This is a genomic window from Acidovorax sp. SDU_ACID1 (assembly GCF_045291395.1).
In the GTDB taxonomy this organism is placed as follows: domain Bacteria; phylum Pseudomonadota; class Gammaproteobacteria; order Burkholderiales; family Burkholderiaceae_C; genus MR-S7.
On the sequence record NZ_CP152342.1, the window covers coordinates 930120 to 951237 of the forward strand.

General features: G+C 68.0%; 20 protein-coding genes, 1 tRNA gene and 2 pseudogenes. 14 read left to right on the forward strand and 9 right to left on the reverse strand.

Features of this window, described 5'->3' with window-relative positions:
* Positions 1–70: 70 nt before the first annotated feature.
* Positions 71–3532, reverse strand: coding sequence for a transcription-repair coupling factor (mfd, locus tag AAG689_RS04525; RefSeq protein ID WP_406624917.1), 3462 nt, complete (start codon positions 3530–3532; stop codon positions 71–73).
* Positions 3533–3596: 64 nt separating this feature from the next.
* Between mfd and ispD the strand changes: the two are divergent.
* Both ispD and ispF read left to right on the forward strand, forming a co-directional pair.
* Positions 3597–4412 (forward strand): annotated as a pseudogene (ispD, locus tag AAG689_RS04530) (2-C-methyl-D-erythritol 4-phosphate cytidylyltransferase); the annotation flags it as partial.
* A 24-nt stretch (positions 4413–4436) separates the two neighbouring features.
* Positions 4437–4913: a 2-C-methyl-D-erythritol 2,4-cyclodiphosphate synthase gene (ispF, locus tag AAG689_RS04535; protein ID WP_406626290.1), complete on the forward strand. Its 477-nt coding sequence runs from the start codon at positions 4437–4439 to the stop codon at positions 4911–4913.
* 9 nt (positions 4914–4922) lie between these two features.
* Here ispF and AAG689_RS04540 read toward each other — a convergent pair whose 3' ends face one another.
* Positions 4923–5636: an IclR family transcriptional regulator gene (locus tag AAG689_RS04540; RefSeq protein ID WP_020231042.1), complete on the reverse strand. Its 714-nt coding sequence runs from the start codon at positions 5634–5636 to the stop codon at positions 4923–4925.
* A 130-nt stretch (positions 5637–5766) separates the two neighbouring features.
* On the opposite strand from AAG689_RS04540, the gene AAG689_RS04545 reads away from it, so the two are divergent.
* From AAG689_RS04545 to AAG689_RS04560, 4 genes are read left to right on the forward strand one after another with little or no spacing between them, the layout of a single operon-like run.
* Positions 5767–6780: an amidohydrolase family protein gene (locus tag AAG689_RS04545; protein ID WP_406624918.1), complete on the forward strand. Its 1014-nt coding sequence runs from the start codon at positions 5767–5769 to the stop codon at positions 6778–6780.
* Positions 6781–6827: 47 nt separating this feature from the next.
* Complete coding sequence (locus tag AAG689_RS04550) at positions 6828–7793, forward strand: Bug family tripartite tricarboxylate transporter substrate binding protein (protein ID WP_406624919.1); 966 nt, start codon at positions 6828–6830, stop codon at positions 7791–7793.
* A 2-nt stretch (positions 7794–7795) separates the two neighbouring features.
* Complete coding sequence (locus AAG689_RS04555; RefSeq protein ID WP_406624920.1) at positions 7796–8998, forward strand: CaiB/BaiF CoA transferase family protein; 1203 nt, start codon at positions 7796–7798, stop codon at positions 8996–8998.
* On the forward strand, positions 8995–9837 hold the full coding sequence (locus AAG689_RS04560; RefSeq protein ID WP_406624921.1) for a citryl-CoA lyase: 843 nt from the start codon (positions 8995–8997) through the stop codon (positions 9835–9837). Before AAG689_RS04555 ends, AAG689_RS04560 begins: the two co-directional genes overlap by 4 nt.
* Positions 9838–9841: 4 nt before the next feature.
* Here AAG689_RS04560 and AAG689_RS04565 read toward each other — a convergent pair whose 3' ends face one another.
* On the reverse strand, positions 9842–11341 hold the full coding sequence (locus AAG689_RS04565; protein ID WP_406624922.1) for an ATP-binding protein: 1500 nt from the start codon (positions 11339–11341) through the stop codon (positions 9842–9844).
* A 90-nt stretch (positions 11342–11431) separates the two neighbouring features.
* Positions 11432–12163 carry a two-component system response regulator OmpR gene (gene ompR, locus AAG689_RS04570; RefSeq protein ID WP_406624923.1) on the reverse strand — a complete coding sequence of 244 codons (732 nt, stop codon included), beginning with the start codon at positions 12161–12163 and terminating at the stop codon, positions 11432–11434.
* Positions 12164–12383: 220 nt separating this feature from the next.
* Between ompR and AAG689_RS04575 the strand changes: the two genes are divergently transcribed.
* Positions 12384–13097: an SIMPL domain-containing protein gene (locus AAG689_RS04575; RefSeq protein WP_406624924.1), complete on the forward strand. Its 714-nt coding sequence runs from the start codon at positions 12384–12386 to the stop codon at positions 13095–13097.
* 204 nt (positions 13098–13301) lie between these two features.
* Here AAG689_RS04575 and AAG689_RS04580 read toward each other — a convergent pair whose 3' ends face one another.
* On the reverse strand, positions 13302–14084 hold the full coding sequence (locus AAG689_RS04580) for a 3-hydroxybutyrate dehydrogenase (RefSeq protein ID WP_406624925.1): 783 nt from the start codon (positions 14082–14084) through the stop codon (positions 13302–13304).
* 69 nt (positions 14085–14153) lie between these two features.
* Here AAG689_RS04580 and AAG689_RS04585 point away from each other — a divergent pair, with 69 nt between their 5' ends.
* The 3 genes and pseudogenes from AAG689_RS04585 (at position 14154) to AAG689_RS04595 (ending at position 17469) form a co-directional block, all read left to right on the forward strand.
* Positions 14154–15092, forward strand: coding sequence for an alpha/beta fold hydrolase (locus tag AAG689_RS04585; RefSeq protein WP_406624926.1), 939 nt, complete (start codon positions 14154–14156; stop codon positions 15090–15092).
* A 20-nt stretch (positions 15093–15112) separates the two neighbouring features.
* Positions 15113–17328 (forward strand): annotated as a pseudogene (locus AAG689_RS04590) (RelA/SpoT family protein).
* 64 nt (positions 17329–17392) lie between these two features.
* Positions 17393–17469, forward strand: a tRNA-Val gene (locus AAG689_RS04595).
* 57 nt (positions 17470–17526) lie between these two features.
* Here AAG689_RS04595 and AAG689_RS04600 read toward each other — a convergent pair.
* The 4 genes from AAG689_RS04600 to AAG689_RS04615 form a co-directional block, all read right to left on the reverse strand.
* Positions 17527–17706 carry a hypothetical protein gene (locus tag AAG689_RS04600; RefSeq protein WP_406624927.1) on the reverse strand — a complete coding sequence of 60 codons (180 nt, stop codon included), beginning with the start codon at positions 17704–17706 and terminating at the stop codon, positions 17527–17529.
* A gap of 74 nt (positions 17707–17780) precedes the next feature.
* A complete protein-coding gene (locus AAG689_RS04605) occupies positions 17781–18719 on the reverse strand; it encodes an Arm DNA-binding domain-containing protein (protein ID WP_406624928.1) in 939 nt (312 codons plus the stop codon).
* Positions 18698–18913, reverse strand: coding sequence for an excisionase (locus tag AAG689_RS04610; RefSeq protein ID WP_406624929.1), 216 nt, complete (start codon positions 18911–18913; stop codon positions 18698–18700). Before AAG689_RS04610 ends, AAG689_RS04605 begins: the two co-directional genes overlap by 22 nt.
* Positions 18910–19419 (reverse strand): helicase-related protein, encoded by a 510-nt coding sequence (locus AAG689_RS04615; protein ID WP_406626291.1) that lies wholly within the window; start codon positions 19417–19419, stop codon positions 18910–18912. The genes AAG689_RS04610 and AAG689_RS04615 overlap by 4 nt, the downstream gene beginning before the upstream one ends.
* A gap of 8 nt (positions 19420–19427) precedes the next feature.
* Here AAG689_RS04615 and AAG689_RS04620 point away from each other — a divergent pair, with 8 nt between their 5' ends.
* The 4 genes from AAG689_RS04620 to AAG689_RS04635 are packed head-to-tail and all read left to right on the forward strand — an operon-like array spanning position 19428 to position 21117.
* A complete protein-coding gene (locus AAG689_RS04620) occupies positions 19428–19760 on the forward strand; it encodes a hypothetical protein (protein WP_406624930.1) in 333 nt (110 codons plus the stop codon).
* On the forward strand, positions 19753–19920 hold the full coding sequence (locus tag AAG689_RS04625; protein ID WP_406624931.1) for a hypothetical protein: 168 nt from the start codon (positions 19753–19755) through the stop codon (positions 19918–19920). Before AAG689_RS04620 ends, AAG689_RS04625 begins: the two co-directional genes overlap by 8 nt.
* A 12-nt stretch (positions 19921–19932) precedes the next feature.
* Positions 19933–20496 (forward strand): hypothetical protein, encoded by a 564-nt coding sequence (locus AAG689_RS04630; protein WP_406624932.1) that lies wholly within the window; start codon positions 19933–19935, stop codon positions 20494–20496.
* Between the two features lie 3 nt (positions 20497–20499).
* Positions 20500–21117, forward strand: coding sequence for a hypothetical protein (locus AAG689_RS04635; RefSeq protein ID WP_406624933.1), 618 nt, complete (start codon positions 20500–20502; stop codon positions 21115–21117).
* Position 21118: the final 1 nt, after the last annotated feature.

The following is a 21118-nucleotide window of genomic DNA, read 5'->3' on the forward strand; positions in this document are numbered from 1 at the left end:
TGCTATGGTTTAAGTAGCTGGTCGCGCTTGATGGATAAGCGCTGGAGGCCGATTTGTCTCATATTTTCCTCTACGCTCCCAGCGGCTTTCCCAGGCTGCGCAGCACGTCGCGCACCATCTGCGCGCGGTCCTTGGGCTCGGGCAGCTCGCGCTCGATGCGCAGCTTGTCGTTGCCCGCGAGCTTGATGTGCTTGTTCTTCTGGATCAGGTGGATGATGGCCATCGGGTCGATGGGCGGCTGGGGCTTGAAGGTGATGGTGATCACGCCGGGCGCCGCGTCCACCTTGGCCACGCCGTAGGGCGCCGACAGCACGCGCAGGCGGTGCACGTCGATGAGCGACTGCGCCTGCGGCGGCAGCTTGCCGAAGCGGTCCACGATTTCCTCCAGCAGCGCGTCGATCTGGTCGCCGGTCTTGGCGGTGGCGAGCTTCTTGTAGAACGACAGGCGCAGGTGCACGTCGCCGCAGTAGTCGCCCGGCAGCAGCGCGGGGGCGTGCAGGTTGATGTCGGTCGCTGCCTGCATGGGCGAGAGCAGGTCGGGCTCCTTGCCGGCCTTGAGCGCCTTGACGGCCTCGGCCAGCATGTCGTTGTAGAGTTGGAAGCCCACCTCCAGCATGTTGCCGCTCTGGTTCTCGCCCAGCACTTCGCCCGCGCCGCGGATCTCCAGGTCGTGCATGGCGAGGTAGAAGCCGCTGCCCAGCTCCTCCATCTGCTGGATGGCGTCCAGCCGCTGCTGCGCCTGCTTGGTCAGGCCGTCCATGTCGGGCACCATCAGGTAGGCATAGGCTTGGTGGTGGCTGCGGCCCACGCGGCCGCGCAGCTGGTGCAACTGCGCCAGGCCGAACTTGTCGGCGCGGCTGATGACGATGGTGTTGGCGGTGGGCACGTCGATGCCGGTCTCGATGATGGTCGAGCACAGCAGGATGTTGTAGCGCTGGGCGACGAAGTCGCGCATCACGCGCTCCAACTCGCGCTCGGGCATCTGGCCGTGGGCCACGGCGATGCGGGCCTCGGGCAATATCTCTTCGAGCTTCTGGCGCCGGTTCTCGATGGTTTCCACCTCGTTGTGCAGGAAGTAGCACTGGCCGCCGCGCTTCAATTCGCGCAGCACGGCCTCGCGGATCACGCCCGTGCCCTCGTTCCTCACGAAGGTCTTGATGGCCAGGCGCCGCTGCGGCGCGGTGGCGATCACGCTGAGATCGCGCAGCCCTTCCAGCGCCATGCCCATGGTGCGCGGGATGGGCGTGGCCGTGAGCGTGAGCACGTCCACCTCGGCGCGCATGGCCTTCATGGCCTCCTTGTGGCGCACGCCGAAGCGGTGTTCCTCGTCGATGATGAGCAGGCCCAGGTTCTTGAACCTGGTCGATTCGCTGAGCAGCTTGTGCGTGCCCACGACGATGTCCACCGTGCCGTCGGCGATGCCCTTGACGGCCGCGGTGATCTCCTTGCCCGAGCGGAAGCGCGAGACCTCGGCCACTTTCACCGGCCACTTGCTGAAGCGGTCGCTCAGCGTGCGGAAGTGCTGCTCGGCCAGCAGCGTGGTGGGCGCGAGGAAGGCCACCTGCCTGCCCCCGGCCACGGCCACGAAGCAGGCGCGCAGGGCCACCTCGGTCTTGCCGAAGCCCACGTCGCCGCACACGAGGCGGTCCATGGGGCGCGGGCTGATCATGTCCTGCACCACGGCGTGGATGGCGGCCTTCTGGTCGGCCGTTTCCTCGAAGCCGAAGTCGCCCGCGAAGGTCTCGTAGTCCTGCGGCGAATAGCGGAACGCATGGCCTTCGCGCGCGGCGCGGCGCGCGTAGATGTTGAGCAGCTCGGCGGCGGCGTCGCGCACCTGTTCGGCGGCCTTGCGCTTGGCCTTTTCCCACTGGCCGCTGCCCAGCTTGTGCAGCGGCGCCTCGTCGGCCGAGACGCCGGTGTAGCGGCCGATGAGCTGGAGCTGGCTCACGGGCACGTAGAGCACGGCCTTGTCGGCGTATTCCAGGTGCAGGAATTCCTGCAGGGCGGGCGTGCCGTCGGGGTTCTTCTCGCCCAGGTCCATGTTGACGAGGCCCCGGTAGCGCCCGATGCCGTGCTGCGCATGCACCACGGGGTCGCCCACGTTGAGCTCGGAGAGGTCCTTGATGAGCGCCTCGACGTCGCTCGCCTGCTCCTGCTTCTTGCGCCGGCGAGTGGTGGCACTGGCGGCGAACAGCTCGGTCTCGGTGACGAGGTCCAGCCCTTCCTCCAGCCATGCGAAGCCCGTGGCCAGCGCCGCCGTGGCGATGCCCACGCGCTCCTCGGGCGTGGCCTGGAATTCGGCCAGGCTGTCGAACGCGGGCGGATTCAGGCCCGATGCGCGCAGGAAGTCCAGCAGGCTTTCGCGGCGCCCGTCGCTCTCGGCCAGCAGCAGCAGGCGCTGGCGGGTGGTGCGGATGTGGGCCTGCAGCCGGGCCAGCGGGTCTTCCGCGCCGCGCACCACGGCGAGGTCGGGCAGCTTCTGGAAGTGCGCGTTGTCCTGCACGTCCTCCACGCCGGGGCGCAGCGCCAGTTGGGCGTGCGGCTTGGCCTCGCCGTAGAACTGCTCGGCGGAGAGGAACAGCGCATCGGGCGGCAGCACGGGGTAGTCCGGGTCGCCCTGGATCAGGCGGTAGCGCTCGCGCGTGTCTTGCCAGAAGCGCTGGAACGGGGTTTCCAGGTCGCCGTGCAGCACCACGGTGGCCTGTTCTCCCAGATAGTCGAACACGGTGGCCGTCTCGTCGAAGAAGAGCGGCAGGTAGTACTCGATGCCCGCCGTGGCCACGCCGTTGCCCATGTCCTTGTAGATGCGGCTGCGCGTGGGGTCGCCCTCCAGCAGCTCGCGCCAGCGCTGGCGGAAGCGCGCGCGCGCCGCGTCGTCCATGGGGAACTCGCGGCCCGGCAGCAATCGCACCTCGGGCACGGGGTAGAGGCTGCGCTGGCTGTCGGGGTCGAAGGTGCGGATGGAGTCGATCTCGTCGTCGAACAGGTCCACGCGGTAGGGCTGCGGCGAGCCCATGGGGAACAGGTCGATCAGCCCGCCGCGCACCGCGTATTCGCCGTGGCCCACCACCTGCGAGACATGCTGGTAGCCGGCGAGCGTGAGCTGCGCGCGCAGCTTGGCCTCGTCGAGCTTCTGCTTGGTTTTGAAGTGGAAGGTGTAGCCCGCCAGGAACGCGGGCGGCGCGAGGCGGTAGAGCGCCGTGGTCGCGGGTACGAGCACCACGTCGGCCTCGCCCTGCGAGATGCGCCAGAGCGTGGCGAGCCGCTCGCTGATCAGGTCCTGGTGCGGCGAGAAGCTGTCGTAGGGCAGCGTCTCCCAGTCGGGGAACAGCGCGCAGCGCAGGCCGGGCGCGAAGAAGGCCATTTCGTCGATGAGCCGCTGCGCGTCGGTGGCGTCGGCCGTCACGATGGCCGTCGGGCGGCCCGCGGCCTTCTCGCGCTCGCCCAGGCGGGCCAGCAGCAGGGCATCGGCGCTGCCCACGGGGCGGGGCAGGGTGAAACGTTTTCCGGGGGAGAGTTTGGGCAGATCCATGCAGGTGTGCCGCCCTGGCGCTTGAGGCTCGGGGCGCAAGCGGCTGATTCTAGAATGCCCGCCCATGACCGACCTGCCGCAGCCTTCCGCATCCAGGCGCCACGCGCCGGCCCGCTTCTGGGGGCTGGTGCCCTGCGCGGGCACGGGCTCGCGCGCCGTCGGGCCGGGCGGCAATGCGGCCTTGCCCAAGCAATACCAGCTGGTCGCGGGCCAGCCGCTGGTGCTGCACACGCTGGCCGCGTTCGCGGGCGTGGCGCGGCTCGCGGGCACGCTGGTGGCGGTGGCTCCGGGCGACGGCTTCTTCACCGCGCACACGCATCCCGCATGGTTCGCCGTGCCCTGCGGCGGCGCGGCGCGCGCCGATTCGGTGCTCGGCGGCCTCAAGGAGCTGCAGGCGCGCGGTGCGCTGGATGACGACTGGGCGCTGGTGCACGACGCCGCGCGCTGCCTCGTGACCACAGCGCAGATCGACGCGCTCATCGACGCCTGCGAGCACGATGCCGTGGGCGGCCTGCTGGCGCACAAGCTGGCCGACACGCTCAAGACCGCCACCGACGGCCCCGGCGGCGTGCGCGTGGCCGCCACCGTGGATCGCAGCGACAAGTGGCTCGCGCAGACGCCACAAATGTTCCGCATCGGCGCGCTGCGCCACGCGCTGGAACAGGTGGGCGCGGCCGCCACCGACGAGGCGAGCGCCATGGAGGCCATGGGCCTGCGCCCGCGCCTGGTGCCGGGCGGCGCGCAGAATTTCAAGGTGACCTACCCCGACGATTTCGCGCTGGCCGAGGCGGTGCTCGCGCAGCGCATGCACGGTGCCACGCTGGCGCGCTTCGGCGGCGCACGCGGCGAAGCGTCGGGAGAATCGGTCAAGACCATTTTTCCTCCAAGCATTGACGGAGCACGCATGGATTTCAGGATTGGCGAGGGTTGGGACGTTCACGCGCTGGTGCCGGGCCGGCCGCTGGTCATCGGCGGCGTAACGATCCCCCACGCGATGGGTCTGCTCGGCCATTCCGACGCCGACGTGCTGTTGCACGCCATCACCGATGCGCTGCTGGGCGCGGCGGCGCTGGGCGACATCGGCAGCCACTTTCCCGATACCGATGCGCGGTTCAAGGGCGCGGATTCTTCCGTGCTGCTCGCCGAGGCCGCGCGCCGCGTGCGCGAAGAGGGTTACGCCATCGGCAACGTGGACAGCACCGTGATCGCCCAGGCGCCGCGCCTGGCCGCGCACATCCCCGCGATGCGCGCATCGATCGCGCGCGCGCTGGGCGTGGAGACGGGCCAGGTGAACGTGAAGGCCAAGACGGCCGAGCGCCTGGGGCCCGCAGGGCAGGGGTTGTCGATCGAGGCGCGCGCGGCGGTGCTGCTGCAGCGCTGAAAACCGCGGCTAGCCGCCGCCCAATTGCCCGGTCAGCGTTTGCGCCGAGTGCCGCAGCGCATCGACGAACCACGGCTGCATCCGCTGCTCCGGCGCCGTGAGCGTCAACGCGCCGACCAGCTCATGCGCCGCATTCCACACCGGCGCGGAGACGCCCACCAAGCCGGGGACACGGTCTCCCGTCACCATCACGTAGCCGTCGCGCCGCACCTGGTCGTATAGACGGCCCTTGGCTCCGGCGCAGGCCATCAGCACGCGGCCGCCCGCGCCGCGGTCCAGCGGGAGCAGGTCGCCCGCCCGCACGTGGTCGCGCAGCAGCTGGGGCGAATCCACGCGGTAGAGCACCAGGCGCTGGTCGCCTTGCCGGACGTGGAACGCGACGCTCTCCCCGGTGCGCTCCGTCAGAGCGCGCATTTCCGGCAGCACCAGGTCTTCCAGCGAGAAGGACGCCGAATAGACCGACGCGAGCCGCGCGACTTCCGGGCCCAGCCCCCACAGGCCGTCCGCCGTCTTCTGCACCAGCCGCCCATGGGCGAGCGACGCCAGGACCCGCAGCACGGTGCTCTTGTAGAGGCGGGTGCGCTCCGCCAGCTCCGTGACGCTCAAGACCTTGTCGCCCGACCGGAATGCGGCAAGCACGGTGATGGCCTTGTCGACGGCCGCCGCGCCGCCCGGAGCGGCCTGTTCATCGGCGAGAGAGGCGATCGTGGACTTCTTCGGCATGGGCCCGAGGGTAACGGGAAAACAGGGAGGCTCCGTTTGACAGGCCGGTGAGGCGCTTCTATCATTGTTCTATAGATTGGATCTATGTTCTAACTTATAGAACAAAACAAGAATCGCAGGAGACAACGCCATGAGCAGCGGCAATTACCTGGCGGTCCGTCCGGAGTGGCTGGCACTGGGGCCGGAAGAGGTGCTGGAGCCGGATGTGCCCATCGTGGACGCGCACCACCACTTCTACGACCGTCCCGGCTGGACCTACCTGGCAGACGAATTCCTGGCGGACGTGCAGACGGGGCACAACGTGCGTGCGACGGTCTACATGCAGGCCCAGACCCGGTACCGCGAGGACGGGCCTGCGCAACTGCGGCCCGTGGGCGAAACGGCCTACGTGGCAGCGGCCGCCGAAGCATTGGCTGCGGGCGGCGTCCGCGTTGCCGCCGGGATCGTGGGGCATGCCGACCTGCGCCAGGGCGCGCGGGTGCGGGAGGTTCTGCAGGCGCACATCGCGGCGGGGCGCGGCCGCTTTCGCGGCATCCGGCACCTCACGGCCTGGGATGCCGATGCCTCGCTGGTGAACCCGCTGTCGGCGGCTCCCGCCCGGCTCCTGCTCGACCGGGCTTATCGGGAGGGCGTGGCGCAGCTCGCCCCGCTGGGCCTGTCGTACGGCGCGTGGCTTTTCTTTCCGCAGTTGCCGGAGCTGCTGGACCTGGCCAAAGCGCTCTCAGACACGCCCGTCATCGTCAACCACTGCGGCGGCATCGTGCGCATCGGCGCCTATGCGGAACGCCGTGCGGAGGTCTTCGGCCTCTGGGCGCAGTCGATGCGGGCACTGGCGGCGCTGCCCAACGTCTTCGTCAAGCTGGGCGGGCTGGGCATGCGCATCAATGGCTTCGGCTTCGAGCAGGGCGAGCGCCCGCCCACCTCCCAGCACCTGGCAGACACCTGGAAGCCCTGGATGCACACGCTCATCGAGGCCTTCGGCGCCGAGCGCTGCATGTTCGAGAGCAATTTCCCTGTCGACAAGGGCTCGTACGGCTACGCCACCGTCTGGAACGCTTTCAAGCGCCTGGCGGCCGGCGCGAGCGCCACGGAGCGCCAGGCGCTTTTCGAGGGCACTGCCCGCCGCGTCTATCGGCTTGGCTGAAGGCCGTTCCTTTTCTTCTTTCCACCACTACCACTCAGGAGACATCCATGCCAATCGACAACGTACGCCGCCACATGCTTCTGGCGGGCGCCGCCAGCGTGCTCGGCGCTCCTGCCTTCGCACAGGGCAAGCCCATCACCATCATCGTTCCCTATTCGCCCGGCGGGACGGCAGACCTCTCGACACGGGTGATCGCGCAGTTCGCGGCGCCGAGCGTGGGCTCGCCCATGGTGGTCGACAACCGCACCGGAGGCGGCGGGCTCATCGGCTGGGGGCTCGCCTCGCGCGCGGCTCCCGACGGCAACACGCTGCTGACGGTCGAGCTGGCCTACGCGATTGCCGCAGGCTTGCTGCCGAACATGCCTTTTGACCCGCTCAAGGCTTTCTCCCAGATCACGACGGCCGTCAAGGTGCCGCACGTGCTGGTGGTGAATCCGAACGTGCCCGCCAAGACGGTGCAGGAGTTCATCGCGCTGGCCAAGGCGCAGCCCGGCAAGCTCAACTATGGTTCGGGAGGCAATGGCACCAACACCCATCTGGCCGGCGAGCTGTTCAAGAGCGTCACAGGTACGGACATCGTGCACGTGCCCTACAAGGGGGCCGGCGCGGTGCTTGCCGACCTGATGGGCAACCAGGTGCAGGCGCTGATCACCGCGGTGCCCACTGCGCTGTCGCATGTCCGCAGCGGCAAGCTGCGGGCGCTGATGGTGACCGGTGCGCAGCGCAATGCGCTGCTGCCCGACGTGCCTTCAGCCAAGGAGGCGGGCATCCCGGCGATGGACATTGACTACTGGGTCGGGCTCGGCGCACCGGCAGGCACGCCCCAGCCCGTCGTCGACAGGCTCGGCAAGGCCATCAATGCCGCCCTGGCGCAACCCGAGGCCAGGAAGAAATTCGCCGAGATGGGGCTCACCGTGGTGGGCAACACGCCCGAGCAGGCGACGCAGTTCGTGAACAGCGAGATCCTGCGCTGGAGCGCAGTGATCAAACAGGCCGGCATCAAGCCGGAGTGAGCATGCCGATACAACCTCTGCAGGGCGTTCGGGTGCTGGACCTGACCAATGTGCTTGCCGGCCCTTTTTGCTGCCACCAGCTCGCGCACATGGGCGCGGACGTGATCAAGGTCGAAACCCGGACCGGGGGCGACCTGGCACGCCAATTGGGCGCGGATGTGGAGCTCAACCGCCGCCACATGGGCGTGTCGTTCCTCGCCCAGAATCCCGGCAAGCGCTCCATCACGCTCGACCTCAAGAAGGACAAGGCCAAGCAGGTGTTCCGCCAGCTCGTGCGCACGGCGGACGTGGTGGTGGAGAATTTTCGCCCGGGCGTGATGGACCGCCTGGGTCTGGGCTATACCGACCTGCTCCAGGAGAACCCCAGGCTCATCTACTGCGCGATCTCGGGCTTCGGCCAGTCGGGGCCGCTGCGGGACCTGCCTGCCTATGACCAGATCATCCAGGGCATGTCCGGGGTGATGAGTGTCACCGGCGACGCGGATTCGGCGCCGCTGCGCGTCGGCTACCCCATCGCCGACACCATCGGGGGCATCACGGCGGCCTTCGCCGTGGCGTCTTCCCTGGCCGATCGCCAGCGGGCCGAGGGTGTCTTCATCGACGTGTCGATGCTGGAGGCCACGATGGCCACGATGGGCTGGGCAGTTTCCAACTACCTGGTGGCGGGCCGCGTCCCGCAGCCCATGGGCAACGACAACGTCACCGCGAGCCCCTCCGGCACCTTCAGGACGGGCGACGGCCTGCTGAACATCGCCGCCAACAAGCAGGAGCAGTTCGAGCAGGTGTGCGAGGTGCTGGGCCGCCCCGAGTGGAAGCAGGATGCCCGGTTCGCCGATCGCCATGCCCGGCTGAAGCACCGTGCCGAGCTCACGCAGTCGATGGAAGCGGAAATGGCCGCGCGCTCCGCCGACGAATGGTGGCGGCTGTTCAACGCGGCCGGCGTCCCCGCCGGTCCGGTGCTGACCGTGCCCCAGGCGCTGGACCACCCCCAGATCGCCACACGCGGCATGGTCGCCACTTACGAGGACGTGCCAGGCGTCGGCCGCGATGTCCGGCTGGTGCGCACGGGCTTCAAGCTCAATGGCGAGGCGCCCTCCGTCGCGGCCCCTCCGCCCCGGTTGGGCGAACATACGGACGCCATCCTTGCCGAACTGGGGTTCCAAGAGGATGAGATCGCGTCCCTCAGGCAACAGGAGGCCATATGAGCGCAACAGCAGAAGAAGTGAAGCGAGGCGTGCAGGACTGGTGGCGCACGTCCATCATCGACATGGCGCCGGGCAGCATTCGTTATCGCGGCTACCCGATCCAGGAGCTGATCGGCAACGTCAGCTTCGCCCAGATGATCTGGCTGATGACGCGCGGAGAACTGCCGTCCGCCGGCGAGGCGCGGCTGCTGGATGCCGCGCTGATGGCCGCGGTGGACCACGGGCCCCAGGCGCCGAGCATCGCCATCGCGCGCATGGCCGCCACGTGCGGCGTGGGCTTGAACAACGCGATGGCGTCTGCGGTGAACGTGCTGGGCGACGTGCACGGCGGGGCGGGCGAGCAGGCCGTCGAGATGTACGTGGACATTGCTCGGCGCATGGATGCCGGCGAGAAGCTGCAGGTCGCTGCCGGTGCGGGGCTCGACGAGGCCATCGGCCGCCATGGAAAGTTCGTCTCGGGCTTCGGCCACCGGTTCCACCCCATCGACCCGCGGGCGCCGCGCCTGCTGGAGCTGGTGGACGAAGCTGCGCAGGCGGGCGTGGTCAGCGGCCGGTTCGCGCTGATCGGCAGGGCCGTCGAAGACGTGCTGGCCTCGCGCAAGGGCGGCCGGCGCATCCCCATGAACATCGACGGCGCCACGGCCGTGATCTATGCCGAGCTGGGTTTTCCGGCTCCGTTGGCGCGCGGGCTTTTCTGCCTGTCGCGCTCCGTGGGCATCCTGGCGCACGCCTGGGAGCAGACGCAGCAGGGCGGGCGCAACAAGGGGCCGATACCCCGCGAATACCTCTGGAGCTACGACGGCCCCGCGCGGCGGCCGCTGCCCGGCTCCGAAGGCTAGCCGGCTACACGGGCCGCGCGGGCTTGCGCGCTTCGGGCGGCAGGTGGCGCTTGATCTGCGGGCGCTGCAGGCGCTGCTCCGGCCCCTGGCCGCCCGGCAGGTCGGCGGCGCGCTGGAGCTGGATGTGCGCCACGAGGCCGCCCGACGCGGAATTGGCCAGCGCGAAGATGCCGCCCATGCGCTGCACGGTCTTGTCCACGATGGACAGGCCCAGCCCCGCGCCGGCCGCGGCGGTGCGTGCCGAGTCGCTGCGGAAGAACGGCTTGGTGAGGCTGGCGAGTTGCTCCGGCGGGGCGCCGGGGCCGTGGTCGCGCAGCTTGACCAGCACCCATTTCTCGCGCGCCTTGGCGGCGATGTCCACCGTGGTGATGCCGGTCTCGCGGTCTTTGCCGTAGCGGCGGGCGTTCTCCAGCAGGTTGGAGATGACGCGCGCCAGCTCCACCTCGTCGGCCAGCACGTTCAACTCCTCGGGCACGTTCATGGTGATCTGCAGCTCGCGGTGGTCCTGCACGGCGTAGACGCACGAGGACACCACGCCGTGCAGGTTCACGGGGCTGAGCGTCACCGTATCGGGACGCGCGTAATCGAGGAACTTGTCGATGGTGGCGTCGAGCTGCACGATGTCGGCCACCATGTGCTCGCGCGCCACCTCGTCGAGCACGCTCATCTCGGTTTCCAGGCGCAGGCGCGCCAGCGGCGTGCGCAGGTCGTGCGAGATGCCGGCGAGCATGACCGCGCGGTCCTGCTCCAGCTTGGCGAGCTTCTGCGCCATGCGGTTGAAGCCGATGTTCACTTCTCGGATCTCGCTGGTCACCGCCTCCTCGTCGAGCTGGCTGGCGGCGAAGTCGCCGTCGCGCACGCGGTTGGCGGCATACGAGAGCTGCTTGAGCGGCCGGTTGATGAGCCGTGCGATGGCCGCTGCGCCCGCCAGCGACAGCGCGCCGGCCGTGATGAGCCAGATCAGCCAGGTCCTGCCGCTGGCGGCCGACAGGCGCGAGCGGTCCATGAGCAGCCAGTTGAGGTCGCCGTTGATGGTGAAGCCTACCCACAGCCCGTTCTCGCCGTTCACGCTGCTGGCCACGATGGTGCCGGGGCCCAGGCGCTGGGTGAGCTCCTCCGTCAGCCGCGCACCCAGGGCGGAGGGGGGCAGCAGCTCGAACTTGTCGCCGGGCTCGCGCGGCAGGATGCGCACGCCTTCCTGGTCGGCCATGGTCTTGAGCAGGGAGACGCGGGCGATCGCATCGGAGTGGATCAGCGCGGCGCGGCTCAGGTTGACCAGCGAAGCGATCTGCTGGGCCGTCTGCAGCGTGCGCGGCTCGAACTCCAACGCGCGCAGCGTCTGCAGCCACGCCAGGATGCTGCCCACCAGCAGCAGCGACAGCAGGAAGAAGGTGCGCCAGAAAAGATTCAGCCCCACGCGCGCGCGCTGGGCCCGCTGACTGGCAGGCGCTTCCAGCGGTGCCGGACTGGTCGCATCAGGAGGAGGATGATGGCTGGCGCTCATAAAAAGGCTTGATCGCTTGAAACCGGCGCCCGCCATGCCAGCAGCCGCCGCGGAGCTGGCTCCGCCAGGCCGCGGGCGGCCCAGGGGAGCTTAGTTCGTGCCGTCCGGCACGAACACGTAGCCCACGCCCCACACCGTCTGGATGTAGCGCGGGGCGGCGGCGTCCACCTCGACCAGCTTGCGCAGGCGCGAGATCTGCACGTCCAGGCTGCGGTCGAAGGGCTCGAATTCGCGCCCGCGCGCCAGCAGCGCCAGCTTCTCGCGCGACAGCGGCTGGCGCGGGTGGCGCACCAGGGCCTTGAGCATGGCGAATTCGCCCGTGGTCAGCGGCAGTTCCTCGCCATTCTTCTGCAGTGCGCGCGTGCCCAGGTCGAACGTGAAGGGGCCGAAGGTCACCACCTCGTTGTCGCCTGAGGGCGCACCCGGCGCCTCCTGCGGCGGACGGCGGCGCAGCACGGCGTGGATGCGCGCGAGCAGCTCGCGCGGGTTGAAAGGCTTGCCCAGGTAGTCGTCGGCACCCACCTCCAGGCCCATGATGCGGTCCACGTCTTCGCCCTTGGCGGTGAGCATGATGATGGGCGTGCGGTCATTGGCCGCGCGCAGGCGGCGGCAGATGGACAGGCCGTCCTCGCCGGGCATCATGAGGTCCAGCACGATCAGGTCCACCGTCTCGCGCAGCAGGATGCGGTTGAGCGCCTTGCCGTCTTCCGCCACCATGACCTCGAAGCCCTCCTGCGTGAGGTAGCGGCGCAGCAGATCGCGGATGCGCGCATCGTCGTCCACCACGAGCACTTTGTCGGTACGGTTGGTCGTAGTTGCCATGTTGTGATCCCGGTCCAATTTGTAACAGAGCCGATTCTGACCAGCTTGCAGCGCGAAGTTCGCGTTTTTCCGAGGGCTTTGACCAAGTGTTACAGGTTTTGCGCCACGTGCCATCGACATTACCTGCACGTCACCAAAACGGCCGTTTCGGCGGCTACGCTTGTATGTCAGCGGATGGCGCATCCGCGTGTAGGCCCTCATGGGCAGGAAGGGAAAATCAATGAAGAATGCTGCAAAAATAATAGCTGCTGCCGCTTTGCTGGTGGGCGCTTCTGCGGGTTTTGCTCAGAACGGTGGCGCATCCGTGCCGCAGAATGTGCTGCAACTGTCGGCTGCGGGCACCGTGGAAACCCAGCAGGACCTGCTGGTGGTGACCTTGGCCGCCACCAGGGAAGCGCCCGACGCGGCGGCAGTGCAGACGCAGCTCAAGCAGGCGCTGGATGCGGCCCTGGCAGAGGCGCGCCGCCAGGCCCAGCCGCAGCAGATGGATGTGCGCACGGGCGCCTTCAGCCTGTACCCGCGCCACGGCAAGGATGGCAAGATCGCCGGCTGGCAGGGCCGCGCGGAACTGGTGCTGGAAGGCCGCGACTTCCCGCGCATCACCGGCACGGCGGGCAAGGTGCAGAGCATGGCCATCAGCCAGATCGCATTCGACCTGTCGCGCGAGGCACGCGCCAAGGCCGAGACCGAGGCGCAGTCCCAGGCCATCGAGGCGTTCAAGGCCCGCGCCACGGAGCTGGCGCGGGGCTTCGGCTTCGGCGGCTACACGCTGCGCGAGGTGGCGGTGAACAGCAACGAGATGTTCCCCGGCCCCCGCCCGCGCATGATGGCCATGAAGGCTGAAGCTGCATCCTTCGCCGATGCGCCCGTGCCGGTGGAGGCGGGCAAGGCACAGGTGGTGGTCACCGTGTCGGGCTCGGTGCAGTTGCGCTGATATTTCAAGCCGAATCGGCCTCTAGCGCTTATCCAGCAAGCGTGAGCAGCTATTGAAGCAATAGCGACGGGCAAGCCCTACTGCACTGGCGCCACCCAGGCCAGCAGACGCCGCGCAAGGGCCGCCCCGCCGCGCTGGCGTCGTTCCCCTGCCCGGCGAAGCCGAGAGCGGGGGAAGCCGCGTAGCGGCTCAGGGGGTGTTCTCTTACTGCGCCGTCCAGCCGCCGTCCATGTTCCAGGCCACGCCGCGCACGTTGTTGGCTGCCGGCGAACAGAAGAACACGGCCAGCTCGCCCAGTTCCTCGGGCGTGGTGAACTGCATGGAAGGTTCCTTCTCTCCCAGCAGCAGCTTCTTGGCGTCTTCGTTGGACAGGCCATGCTCGGCGGCCTTGGCGTCCACCTGCTTTTGCACCAGGGGCGTGAGCACCCAGCCCGGGCAGATCGCATTGCAGGTCACGCCGGTGGTGGCGGTTTCCAGCGCCGTCACCTTGGTCAGGCCGACGATGCCGTGCTTGGCCGCCACGTAGGCGGATTTCTGCGCCGAACCCACCAGGCCGTGGACCGACGCCACGTTGATGATGCGCCCCCAGCCTGCGGCCAGCATGCCCGGCAACGCCAGGCGCGAGGTGTGGAAGGCGCTGGTTAGGTTGATGGCGATGATCGCGTCCCACTTCTCCGCCGGAAAGTCCTGCACGCTGGCCACGTGCTGGATGCCCGCGTTGTTCACCAGGATGTCCACGCGTCCGAACTGGGAGGCGGCGTACTTGAGCATGTCCTCGATCTCGGCGGGCTTGCTCATGTCGGCGCCGTGGTAGGCCACGCGCACGTCCGACGCGCTGCCCGCGGCCAGCACCTGCGAGCGGGGGCCGTCCACATCGCCAAAGCCGTTGAGCACGATGTTGGCGCCCTGGCGGGCCAAGGCCAGGGCGATTCCGAGGCCGATGCCGCTGGTGGAGCCGGTGACGAGTGCGGTTTTGCCTTTCAGCATGAGAGTCTCTCCGAATGAATTAGGATGCAATCCAAGCATTATCGAGCGCTGCATGACGGTACCGTTTCCATGATTCAACCTACGCTGAAATACGTACCGTGCTCCGGCCCTGCCGCCGTGGGCTCCGCAGAAGAAGGCCACCGCATGGCCTATTGGGAATGGAATGCCACGGGCGACGCGGCGCATCCGCGCGTGGTGGTCTGCGCGCACGGCCTCTCGCGCCAGGGCCGCGACTTCGATACCCTGGCCCGTGCCATGAGCCTTCACGCCCGCGTGGTCTGTCCGGATGTGGTGGGCCGGGGCCAGAGCGACTGGCTGGCCGATCCCATGGGCTACCAGATCCCGCTGTATGCCGCCGACATGCTGGCCCTGCTGGCGCACCTGCACCATCAGGCGCCCATGCGCATGCTGGACTGGGTGGGCACCAGCATGGGCGGGCTCATCGGCATGGTGTTGTGTGGCCAGCCGGACCTGCCGATGCCCGTGCCCGTGCGGCGCCTGGTGCTCAACGACGTGGGGCCGACCATCGAGTGGCAGGCGCTGGAGCGCATCGGCCAGTACCTGGGCCAGCCCGCGCATTTCGAGACGCTGCAGCAGGCGGCCGATGCGCTGTGGGCCATCTCGCGAAGCTTCGGGCCGCACACGCCGCAGGAGTGGCTGGAACTGTCGCGCGCCATGGTGCGGCCTGGTCCGCAGGGCGGGCTGGCGCTGCATTACGACCCGGCCATCGCAGTGCCGTTCCGCACCTTGACCGAGGAGGCCGCCCGTGCCGGCGAGCAGCAGATGTGGCAGCTCTATGAGCAGATCACGGCCCAGGTGCTGCTGTTGCGAGGGGCCGAGTCCGACCTGCTGTCCGCGCAGACGGCCCAACACATGGCGCAGCGCGGGCCGCGTGCGCGCGTGGTGGAGTTCGCTGGTGTAGGCCACGCGCCCACGCTGGTGGCGCAGGGCCAAGTGGATGCCGTAGTGTCGTTCCTGCAGGGCGACGGCGTGGAGGGTGCCGCATGAGAAGCAGCGCCATCGGCCACATGCCTCTGGGGCAGGGCGGGGCGGCTGCCGCGGGCCGGCCCGAGGCCGTGCCGCAACTCATCGCCGCCACCGCGCAGACCGAACCCGGCCACGACGGCGCATTGGTGCGCGCGCGCGCCTTCGCCGAACCGCTGCTGACCGGCGAGACGCTGGGTACGGGGGAGAACACCCTCGCGCATGCGGATGCCGTGTCCGCCATCCTCAAGAACCTGGGCGGCTCCGAGACCATGCAGGCCGCCGCCTATCTGGTCTATACCTGCGCGCACCTCAACAGGCCGGAGGAGGTCATCGCCAAGGCATTCGGCGACAACTTCGCCGCACTGGCCGTCGAGACCACCAAGCTCATGCGCGTGCAGCAGCAGGCGCGCGAGGCGCAGGTGGCCGGCCTGCAGGTGGACGATGCCGCCACGCATACCGAGAACGTGCGCAAGATGCTGCTGGCCTTCTCGCGCGACCTGCGCGTGGTCATGCTGCGGCTGGCTTCGCGCCTGCAGACGCTGCGCTTCTATGCCGCGACCAAGCGCGCGGTGTCGCCCGGCATTGCGCGCGAGGCGCTGCAGGTGTTCGCACCCCTGGCCAACCGGCTGGGCATATGGCAGATGAAATGGGAACTGGAGGACCTGGCCTTCCGCTTCCTGGAGCCCGACACGTACAAGGAAGTGGCGAGTCTGCTGGACGAGAAGCGCGTGGAGCGCGAGCTCTACATGGAGCAGGTTCGCAGCCGGCTGGAATCCGAGCTGCGCGCGCGCAGCATCAGCGCCAGCGTGCAGGGGCGGCCCAAGCACATCTACAGTATCGTCAAGAAGATGCGCGGCAAGTCGCTGGGCTTCGACCAGGTGTTCGACATCCGCGCGCTGCGCGTCATCGTGCCCAGCGTCAAGGACTGCTATGCGGCCCTGAGCTGGGTGCACAGCCAGTTCAGTCCCATCGAGGCCGAGTTCGACGACTACATCGCCAGGCCCAAGCCCAACGGTTACCAGTCGCTGCACACCGTGGTGCGCGACGAGAGCGGCAAGGCCATCGAGATCCAGATCCGCACCCAGGCCATGCACGACCACGCTGAGCACGGTGTGGCCGCACACTGGGCCTACAAGGAGGCGGGCACCAAGGGCTACGCGGGCGTGTCCGCCAGCAGCGAATACGACGCCAAGATCGCCGTGCTGCGCCAGCTCCTGGCCTGGGAGCGCGACTTGGTCGGCGGCGCGAGCCGCAGCGGCCTGTTCGAGGACCGTATCTACGTGCTCACGCCCGATGCCGCCGTGGTCGAACTGCCGCAGGGAGCGACGCCCGTCGACTTCGCCTATGCCGTGCACACCAACGTGGGCCACCGCTGCCGCGGCGCGCGCGTGGACGGCGCCATGGTGCCGCTCAACACGCCGCTGCAGAACGGCCAGACGGTGGAGATCACCACCGTGAAGGAGGGGCGCCCCTCGCGCGACTGGCTCAACCCGGAGCTGGGGTATCTCACCAGCAACCGGGCCAAGGCCAAGGTGCGCGCATGGTTCAACGCGCAGGCCACGCATGCCACCGTCGCGCGCGGGCGCGAACTGGTCGAGAAGCTGCTGCAGCGCGAAGGCAAGACGGCCGTCAAGCAGGGCGACCTGGCCGTGCAGCTGGGCTTCAAATCGGCCGAGGCGCTGTTCGAGGTGGTCGGCAAGGACGAATTTTCCCTGCGCTCCATCGAGACACTGCTGCGCCCGCCCGAGCCCGTGGCCGAGCCTGAAGACCAGCTGCTGATCCGCAAGGCGCGGACGGACAGCGTGCCCAAGGGGGGGTGCTGGTCGTGGGCGTGGACTCGCTCATGACGCAGCTCGCCAAGTGCTGCAAGCCCGCGCCGCCCGATGAGATCCGCGGATTCGTCACGCGCGGCAAGGGCGTGAGCGTGCACCGCGCGGACTGCAGCAACTTCCGCGAGATGGCGGCGCGCAATGCCGAGCGCGTCATCGATGTGGAATGGGGCCGGCCTCAGCTGCAGGCGGCGGCGGTCTACCCGGTGGACGTGGCCGTGGAGGCCTCGGACCGGCAGGGCCTGCTGCGCGATATCTCCGAGGTGTTCGCGCGCGAGAAGACCAACGTGATCGGCGTGCAGACCCAGTCCGTCAAGGGCACGGCCTGGATGACCTTCACCGTGGAAGTGTCGGACGCGGGCCGCCTGAACAAGGTGCTGGGCATCGTCGGCAGCGTTCCGGGCGTGCGTTCCGCGCGGCGGCGTTGAGCATTGCGCCGTTTACTGGAAGCGGCCTTTTTTACTGCTACAATCTCGCTTCTCGAATACACACAGGCGCGTAGCTCAGCTGGTTAGAGCACCACCTTGACATGGTGGGGGTCGTTGGTTCGAGTCCAATCGCGCCTACCAATCCTTCCCTCTGAAGAACACCAGACTTCAGGCTTTCAGGGAACTGCCGGGGAACTTTCAACGCTTCCCCATCCGATCAAGCCGCCTTTTCCCGGGCGGCTTTTTCTTTTTCAGCGCTGCTTCCAGCTTGGCCTTTTCCCGGCCACGGTCGGCCCCGTCGATCCACTTGGCGTAGACGCTGAAGAGCATCTTGGCGTTCTTGTGCCCCATCTGGCGGGCGATGTACGCCGGGTTCACCCCGGCCGCCAGCGCATTCGCCGCATAGGTGTGTCGCGTCTGATAGGCACGGCGCCGCCGGATGCCAAGTCGTCTCAGGCACGGGTCCAATAGTGGTCGCGCTGGCTGCGCTCGTCGTGCCATGGGCGGTTGGTCACCGGATTCTGGAAAATCTCCGCATCCGGGCCGCCCATGAAGGTCCAGGGCTTCATCGCCTGCAGCGCTGAGATGGCGTCGGCCACCAGGTCCACGTCCCGCGCGTTGTAGGTCTTCAGGTCCTTCAGTTCGCCAGCCGTACGCGCGCGCTCCACGCGCACGGTTTCGTGGTTCCAGTCCACGTCGCCCCACCGCAGCGCGATCAGTTCCTCCGGCCGCATGCCAGTCAGGAACGCGAACACGAAGTAGGCATGCACGCGCGGGTCAAAGCGTTCGCGCATGTCCGCGAGGATGCGCTCCATCTCGCCTGTGGACAGAGGGTCGGGGGCTGCCGCCTGGTGCTTGCTGTTCTCTATCCCCTCCATGGGGTTCTCGGCTTTCAGCTCCCGGCCAGCCAAGGCAAATACCCCGCGCAGTGGGATCAGGTAGTTGTTGAGCAGCTTCGCCGACTTCCAGGGGTAGCTGCCGACTTTCGCCGCAACCGTGGCATGCGTGATGCGCTCCATCGGAGTGTCCGCGCCCAGCAGGCTCTGCCAGATGGCCAGGGCGTTGCCGTACTGGCTCAAGGTGTTCTTGGCCAGCCGGCCCTTTGTCTCAAGCCACAGGGCACACCACTGCCCGAAGTTCCTTTCGGTGGTGGCTGGCCCGGCGCTCGCGGCCCTGGGGCTGTCCGGGAAATACTCGGCCAGCACGAACGTGCCGTGCCGCAGCTTGTCGCGGATCTCAGCAGCCACGCGGTGGGCGTACTTGATGTTCGCCGCTGTGGGTAGGGCGGGCTTGCCGGCCACCGTGAGCGTTTCGCGGCAGCGCTGGCCATCGTGCACAAAGAAGAGGCGGATGCTCTTCTCGCGGATCTCTACTCCGTTTCCAGAACCCATGCCTCAATCCCTTTGGTGTCGATCCAGATGCGACCATCGCGCCCGCGGCGCCACTCCCTGTTTTCCACCCACAGGCCGCGCTCGATGCGCTTCTCGACGGCCGCTGGTGTCAGGCCCGTCATCGTCGCGCACAGCTTGATCGTGACGAAGCGCGCCGATTGCACGTAGGGCTGTGCTTCCACGCCGGTGGTCATGCTCCTGCACCTCCTGCAGTTTCTTGCTCGACCTGCAGTTTTTTGGTGGACCTGCAGTTTTTCACCTCGCCTGCACCCTGCTGCAGCGCCAGCACCTTGGGGCGCAGCTCCTCCAGCACCGACAGCCGTCGCTCAGCGGACTCGCGGAACGTTGAGCTGTCCTTGAAGCGCACGCCGAACTGCCGTGCAAGGGTGGCAACACCCCGGTGGAAAAGCTCGTCCCAGTCGTCCTGGAACCGGAGCCAGTTGCCGCTGTTGTCCTGGATCACGCACAGTTGCTTGCCGTCATGGATGCGGGCACCGCGCCCCGCCATCTGGACGTGCTCGGAAAAGCTCTTCTTAAGCGGACGGGCCAGGATGACGTGCTCCACGTCGGTCTGGTCGAAGCCCCGACTGAGAACCGCCACCGAGATGACTACCTTGATGTCAGTGTCTGGCCGCGCGAAGTCAGCCAGCACCTGGTCGCGGTAGTCACGGCCGCCGGCATGGCCGCCTTCAAGCTGGATGTATTCGTATGACCTGCCAACCCGCCACCTTCAATCACACGCGCGGCGCGAGCTTCCAAGTCCTGACGCGCATTCCCAGCCGCTTCGCTGATGGGTACTTCGTGGGCTGGGATGTCAAGGCGCAGGCGCGCACCGAAAAGGGGGCGCTGCTCGCCACCCTGGAAGCCACCTGGGAAGACCCGGACACCACGCGCGTCCTGGCATTGCGTTGCCTGGACACCTCGGGGTGGGAGGTCGGGCCTGCGTCCTTCGACGTGCGCATGACGGCCCCCGATGGCTTCGTGCTCTACACGACGCCCTTCCGCTTTCATGTCGTCAAGGGAGTGACCGCCGATGCCTAGCGAAGTCATTGACCTGGAAATCGTGTTGCCCGACGTGCTGCAGCTGCGGCTCGTGCAACCGCCCAGCCAGCTTCCCGCAGACATGGCGGCCGTCATCGTAGGGCCGCCGGGCCCGCCATCGCCCCCTGGGGCATTCGAGTGGAACAGCACCAACTGGTAAGGAGAAACCAACATGGCACAGTTCAAAATCTTCCGCGAAACCGCGCTGCCTGGCAGTCTGCAGCCCTATGCGGTCTACCTGATCGCGCCCGCCGCGAAGCCCGACTACGTCGAGATGTACGTCACGAATGCGGCCGGCACGGCCACGCGCCGCATGCCCACCGAGAACGACATCCAGACGATGATCAACGCCGCTGTGGCGTCGGGCAATTCCATCCAGGTGGTGGCCGACATCGCTGCACGCGATGCGCTGGCGCCGACCGGCTCCTGGCAGGTGTTCGTCCGCGACGCGACGGGCGACCCCTCCGTGAGCGCCGGCGGCGCGATGTACTTGTGGGACACCATCAACACGGTGCGGGTGAAGACCGCCGAGACCGAATCTCTCGACCTGTCGCTGGACTGGGCCGACCTGACGGGCAAGCCCACCAGCACGCCCGCGAACATCGATGAGGCCGTAACCAAGCGCCACACCCACGCGAACAAGACCGAGCTGGACAAGATCGGCGAGGACGGTAACGGCGACCTGACCTATGGCGGCCAGCCGGTAGCCACCCAGTGGAACAGCACGGGCTGGTAAGCCATGGCCCAGTTCCGCGCCGCAAAAGTCGTCAGCGCGCTCCCCGGCACGCTGGCTCCGAACACGATCTATCTCGTGCGAACTGGCACGGGGTTTGATCTCTATTGTTCGGACTCGACGGGTGCCATCGCGCACAAGCACAACGCCGTCACGGCCGCGGAGCTGGGCATGGCGGCCAGCAGGAACATCGGTACGAGTGGCGCCACGGTGCCGCTTCTCGACGCTGCCAACACCTGGGCCGCAACGCAGCGGCTCAGCGCGCCCGCGTCGGCCAAGGTGGTGCACTTCGGTGAAGGCGGATATTTCAATGCCGGCAATTCCGGCTCCGCCAAGACCATCAATTTCGCCAACGGGCAGAAGCAGGTGCTGACCTTGACGGCGAACTGCACCGTGACGCTGACCGCCCCCGGCCCTGGCAATTACCAGATCATCCTTGCGCAAGATGCCACTGGAGGGCGCACCGTTACCTGGGCTGCGCAAGGCGGCATCGTCGCTTTCGTTGGCTCTGCGGCGGCGCCCGCGATCAATGCTTCGGTGAATGGATACACCATGGTCTCGCTGTTCTTCGACGGCGTGACGAACGGCAATGCGTGGCTCGCCGCTGCCAAGGTGAACGCCTGAC

Bases quoted from the DNA above. Each gene is read 5' to 3' on its own strand.
- mfd (WP_406624917.1), bottom strand. From the start codon at position 3,532: ATGGATCTGCCCAAACTCTCCCCCGGAAAACGTTTCACCCTGCCCCGC.
- ispF (WP_406626290.1), top strand. From the start codon at position 4,437: ATGGATTTCAGGATTGGCGAGGGTTGGGACGTTCACGCGCTGGTGCCG.
- AAG689_RS04540 (WP_020231042.1), bottom strand. From the start codon at position 5,636: ATGCCGAAGAAGTCCACGATCGCCTCTCTCGCCGATGAACAGGCCGCT.
- AAG689_RS04545 (WP_406624918.1), top strand. From the start codon at position 5,767: ATGAGCAGCGGCAATTACCTGGCGGTCCGTCCGGAGTGGCTGGCACTG.
- AAG689_RS04550 (WP_406624919.1), top strand. From the start codon at position 6,828: ATGCCAATCGACAACGTACGCCGCCACATGCTTCTGGCGGGCGCCGCC.
- AAG689_RS04555 (WP_406624920.1), top strand. From the start codon at position 7,796: ATGCCGATACAACCTCTGCAGGGCGTTCGGGTGCTGGACCTGACCAAT.
- AAG689_RS04560 (WP_406624921.1), top strand. From the start codon at position 8,995: ATGAGCGCAACAGCAGAAGAAGTGAAGCGAGGCGTGCAGGACTGGTGG.
- AAG689_RS04565 (WP_406624922.1), bottom strand. From the start codon at position 11,341: ATGAGCGCCAGCCATCATCCTCCTCCTGATGCGACCAGTCCGGCACCG.
- ompR (WP_406624923.1), bottom strand. From the start codon at position 12,163: ATGGCAACTACGACCAACCGTACCGACAAAGTGCTCGTGGTGGACGAC.
- AAG689_RS04575 (WP_406624924.1), top strand. From the start codon at position 12,384: ATGAAGAATGCTGCAAAAATAATAGCTGCTGCCGCTTTGCTGGTGGGC.
- AAG689_RS04580 (WP_406624925.1), bottom strand. From the start codon at position 14,084: ATGCTGAAAGGCAAAACCGCACTCGTCACCGGCTCCACCAGCGGCATC.
- AAG689_RS04585 (WP_406624926.1), top strand. From the start codon at position 14,154: ATGATTCAACCTACGCTGAAATACGTACCGTGCTCCGGCCCTGCCGCC.
- AAG689_RS04605 (WP_406624928.1), bottom strand. From the start codon at position 18,719: ATGGGTTCTGGAAACGGAGTAGAGATCCGCGAGAAGAGCATCCGCCTC.
- AAG689_RS04610 (WP_406624929.1), bottom strand. From the start codon at position 18,913: ATGACCACCGGCGTGGAAGCACAGCCCTACGTGCAATCGGCGCGCTTC.
- AAG689_RS04620 (WP_406624930.1), top strand. From the start codon at position 19,428: ATGACCTGCCAACCCGCCACCTTCAATCACACGCGCGGCGCGAGCTTC.
- AAG689_RS04625 (WP_406624931.1), top strand. From the start codon at position 19,753: ATGCCTAGCGAAGTCATTGACCTGGAAATCGTGTTGCCCGACGTGCTG.
- AAG689_RS04630 (WP_406624932.1), top strand. From the start codon at position 19,933: ATGGCACAGTTCAAAATCTTCCGCGAAACCGCGCTGCCTGGCAGTCTG.
- AAG689_RS04635 (WP_406624933.1), top strand. From the start codon at position 20,500: ATGGCCCAGTTCCGCGCCGCAAAAGTCGTCAGCGCGCTCCCCGGCACG.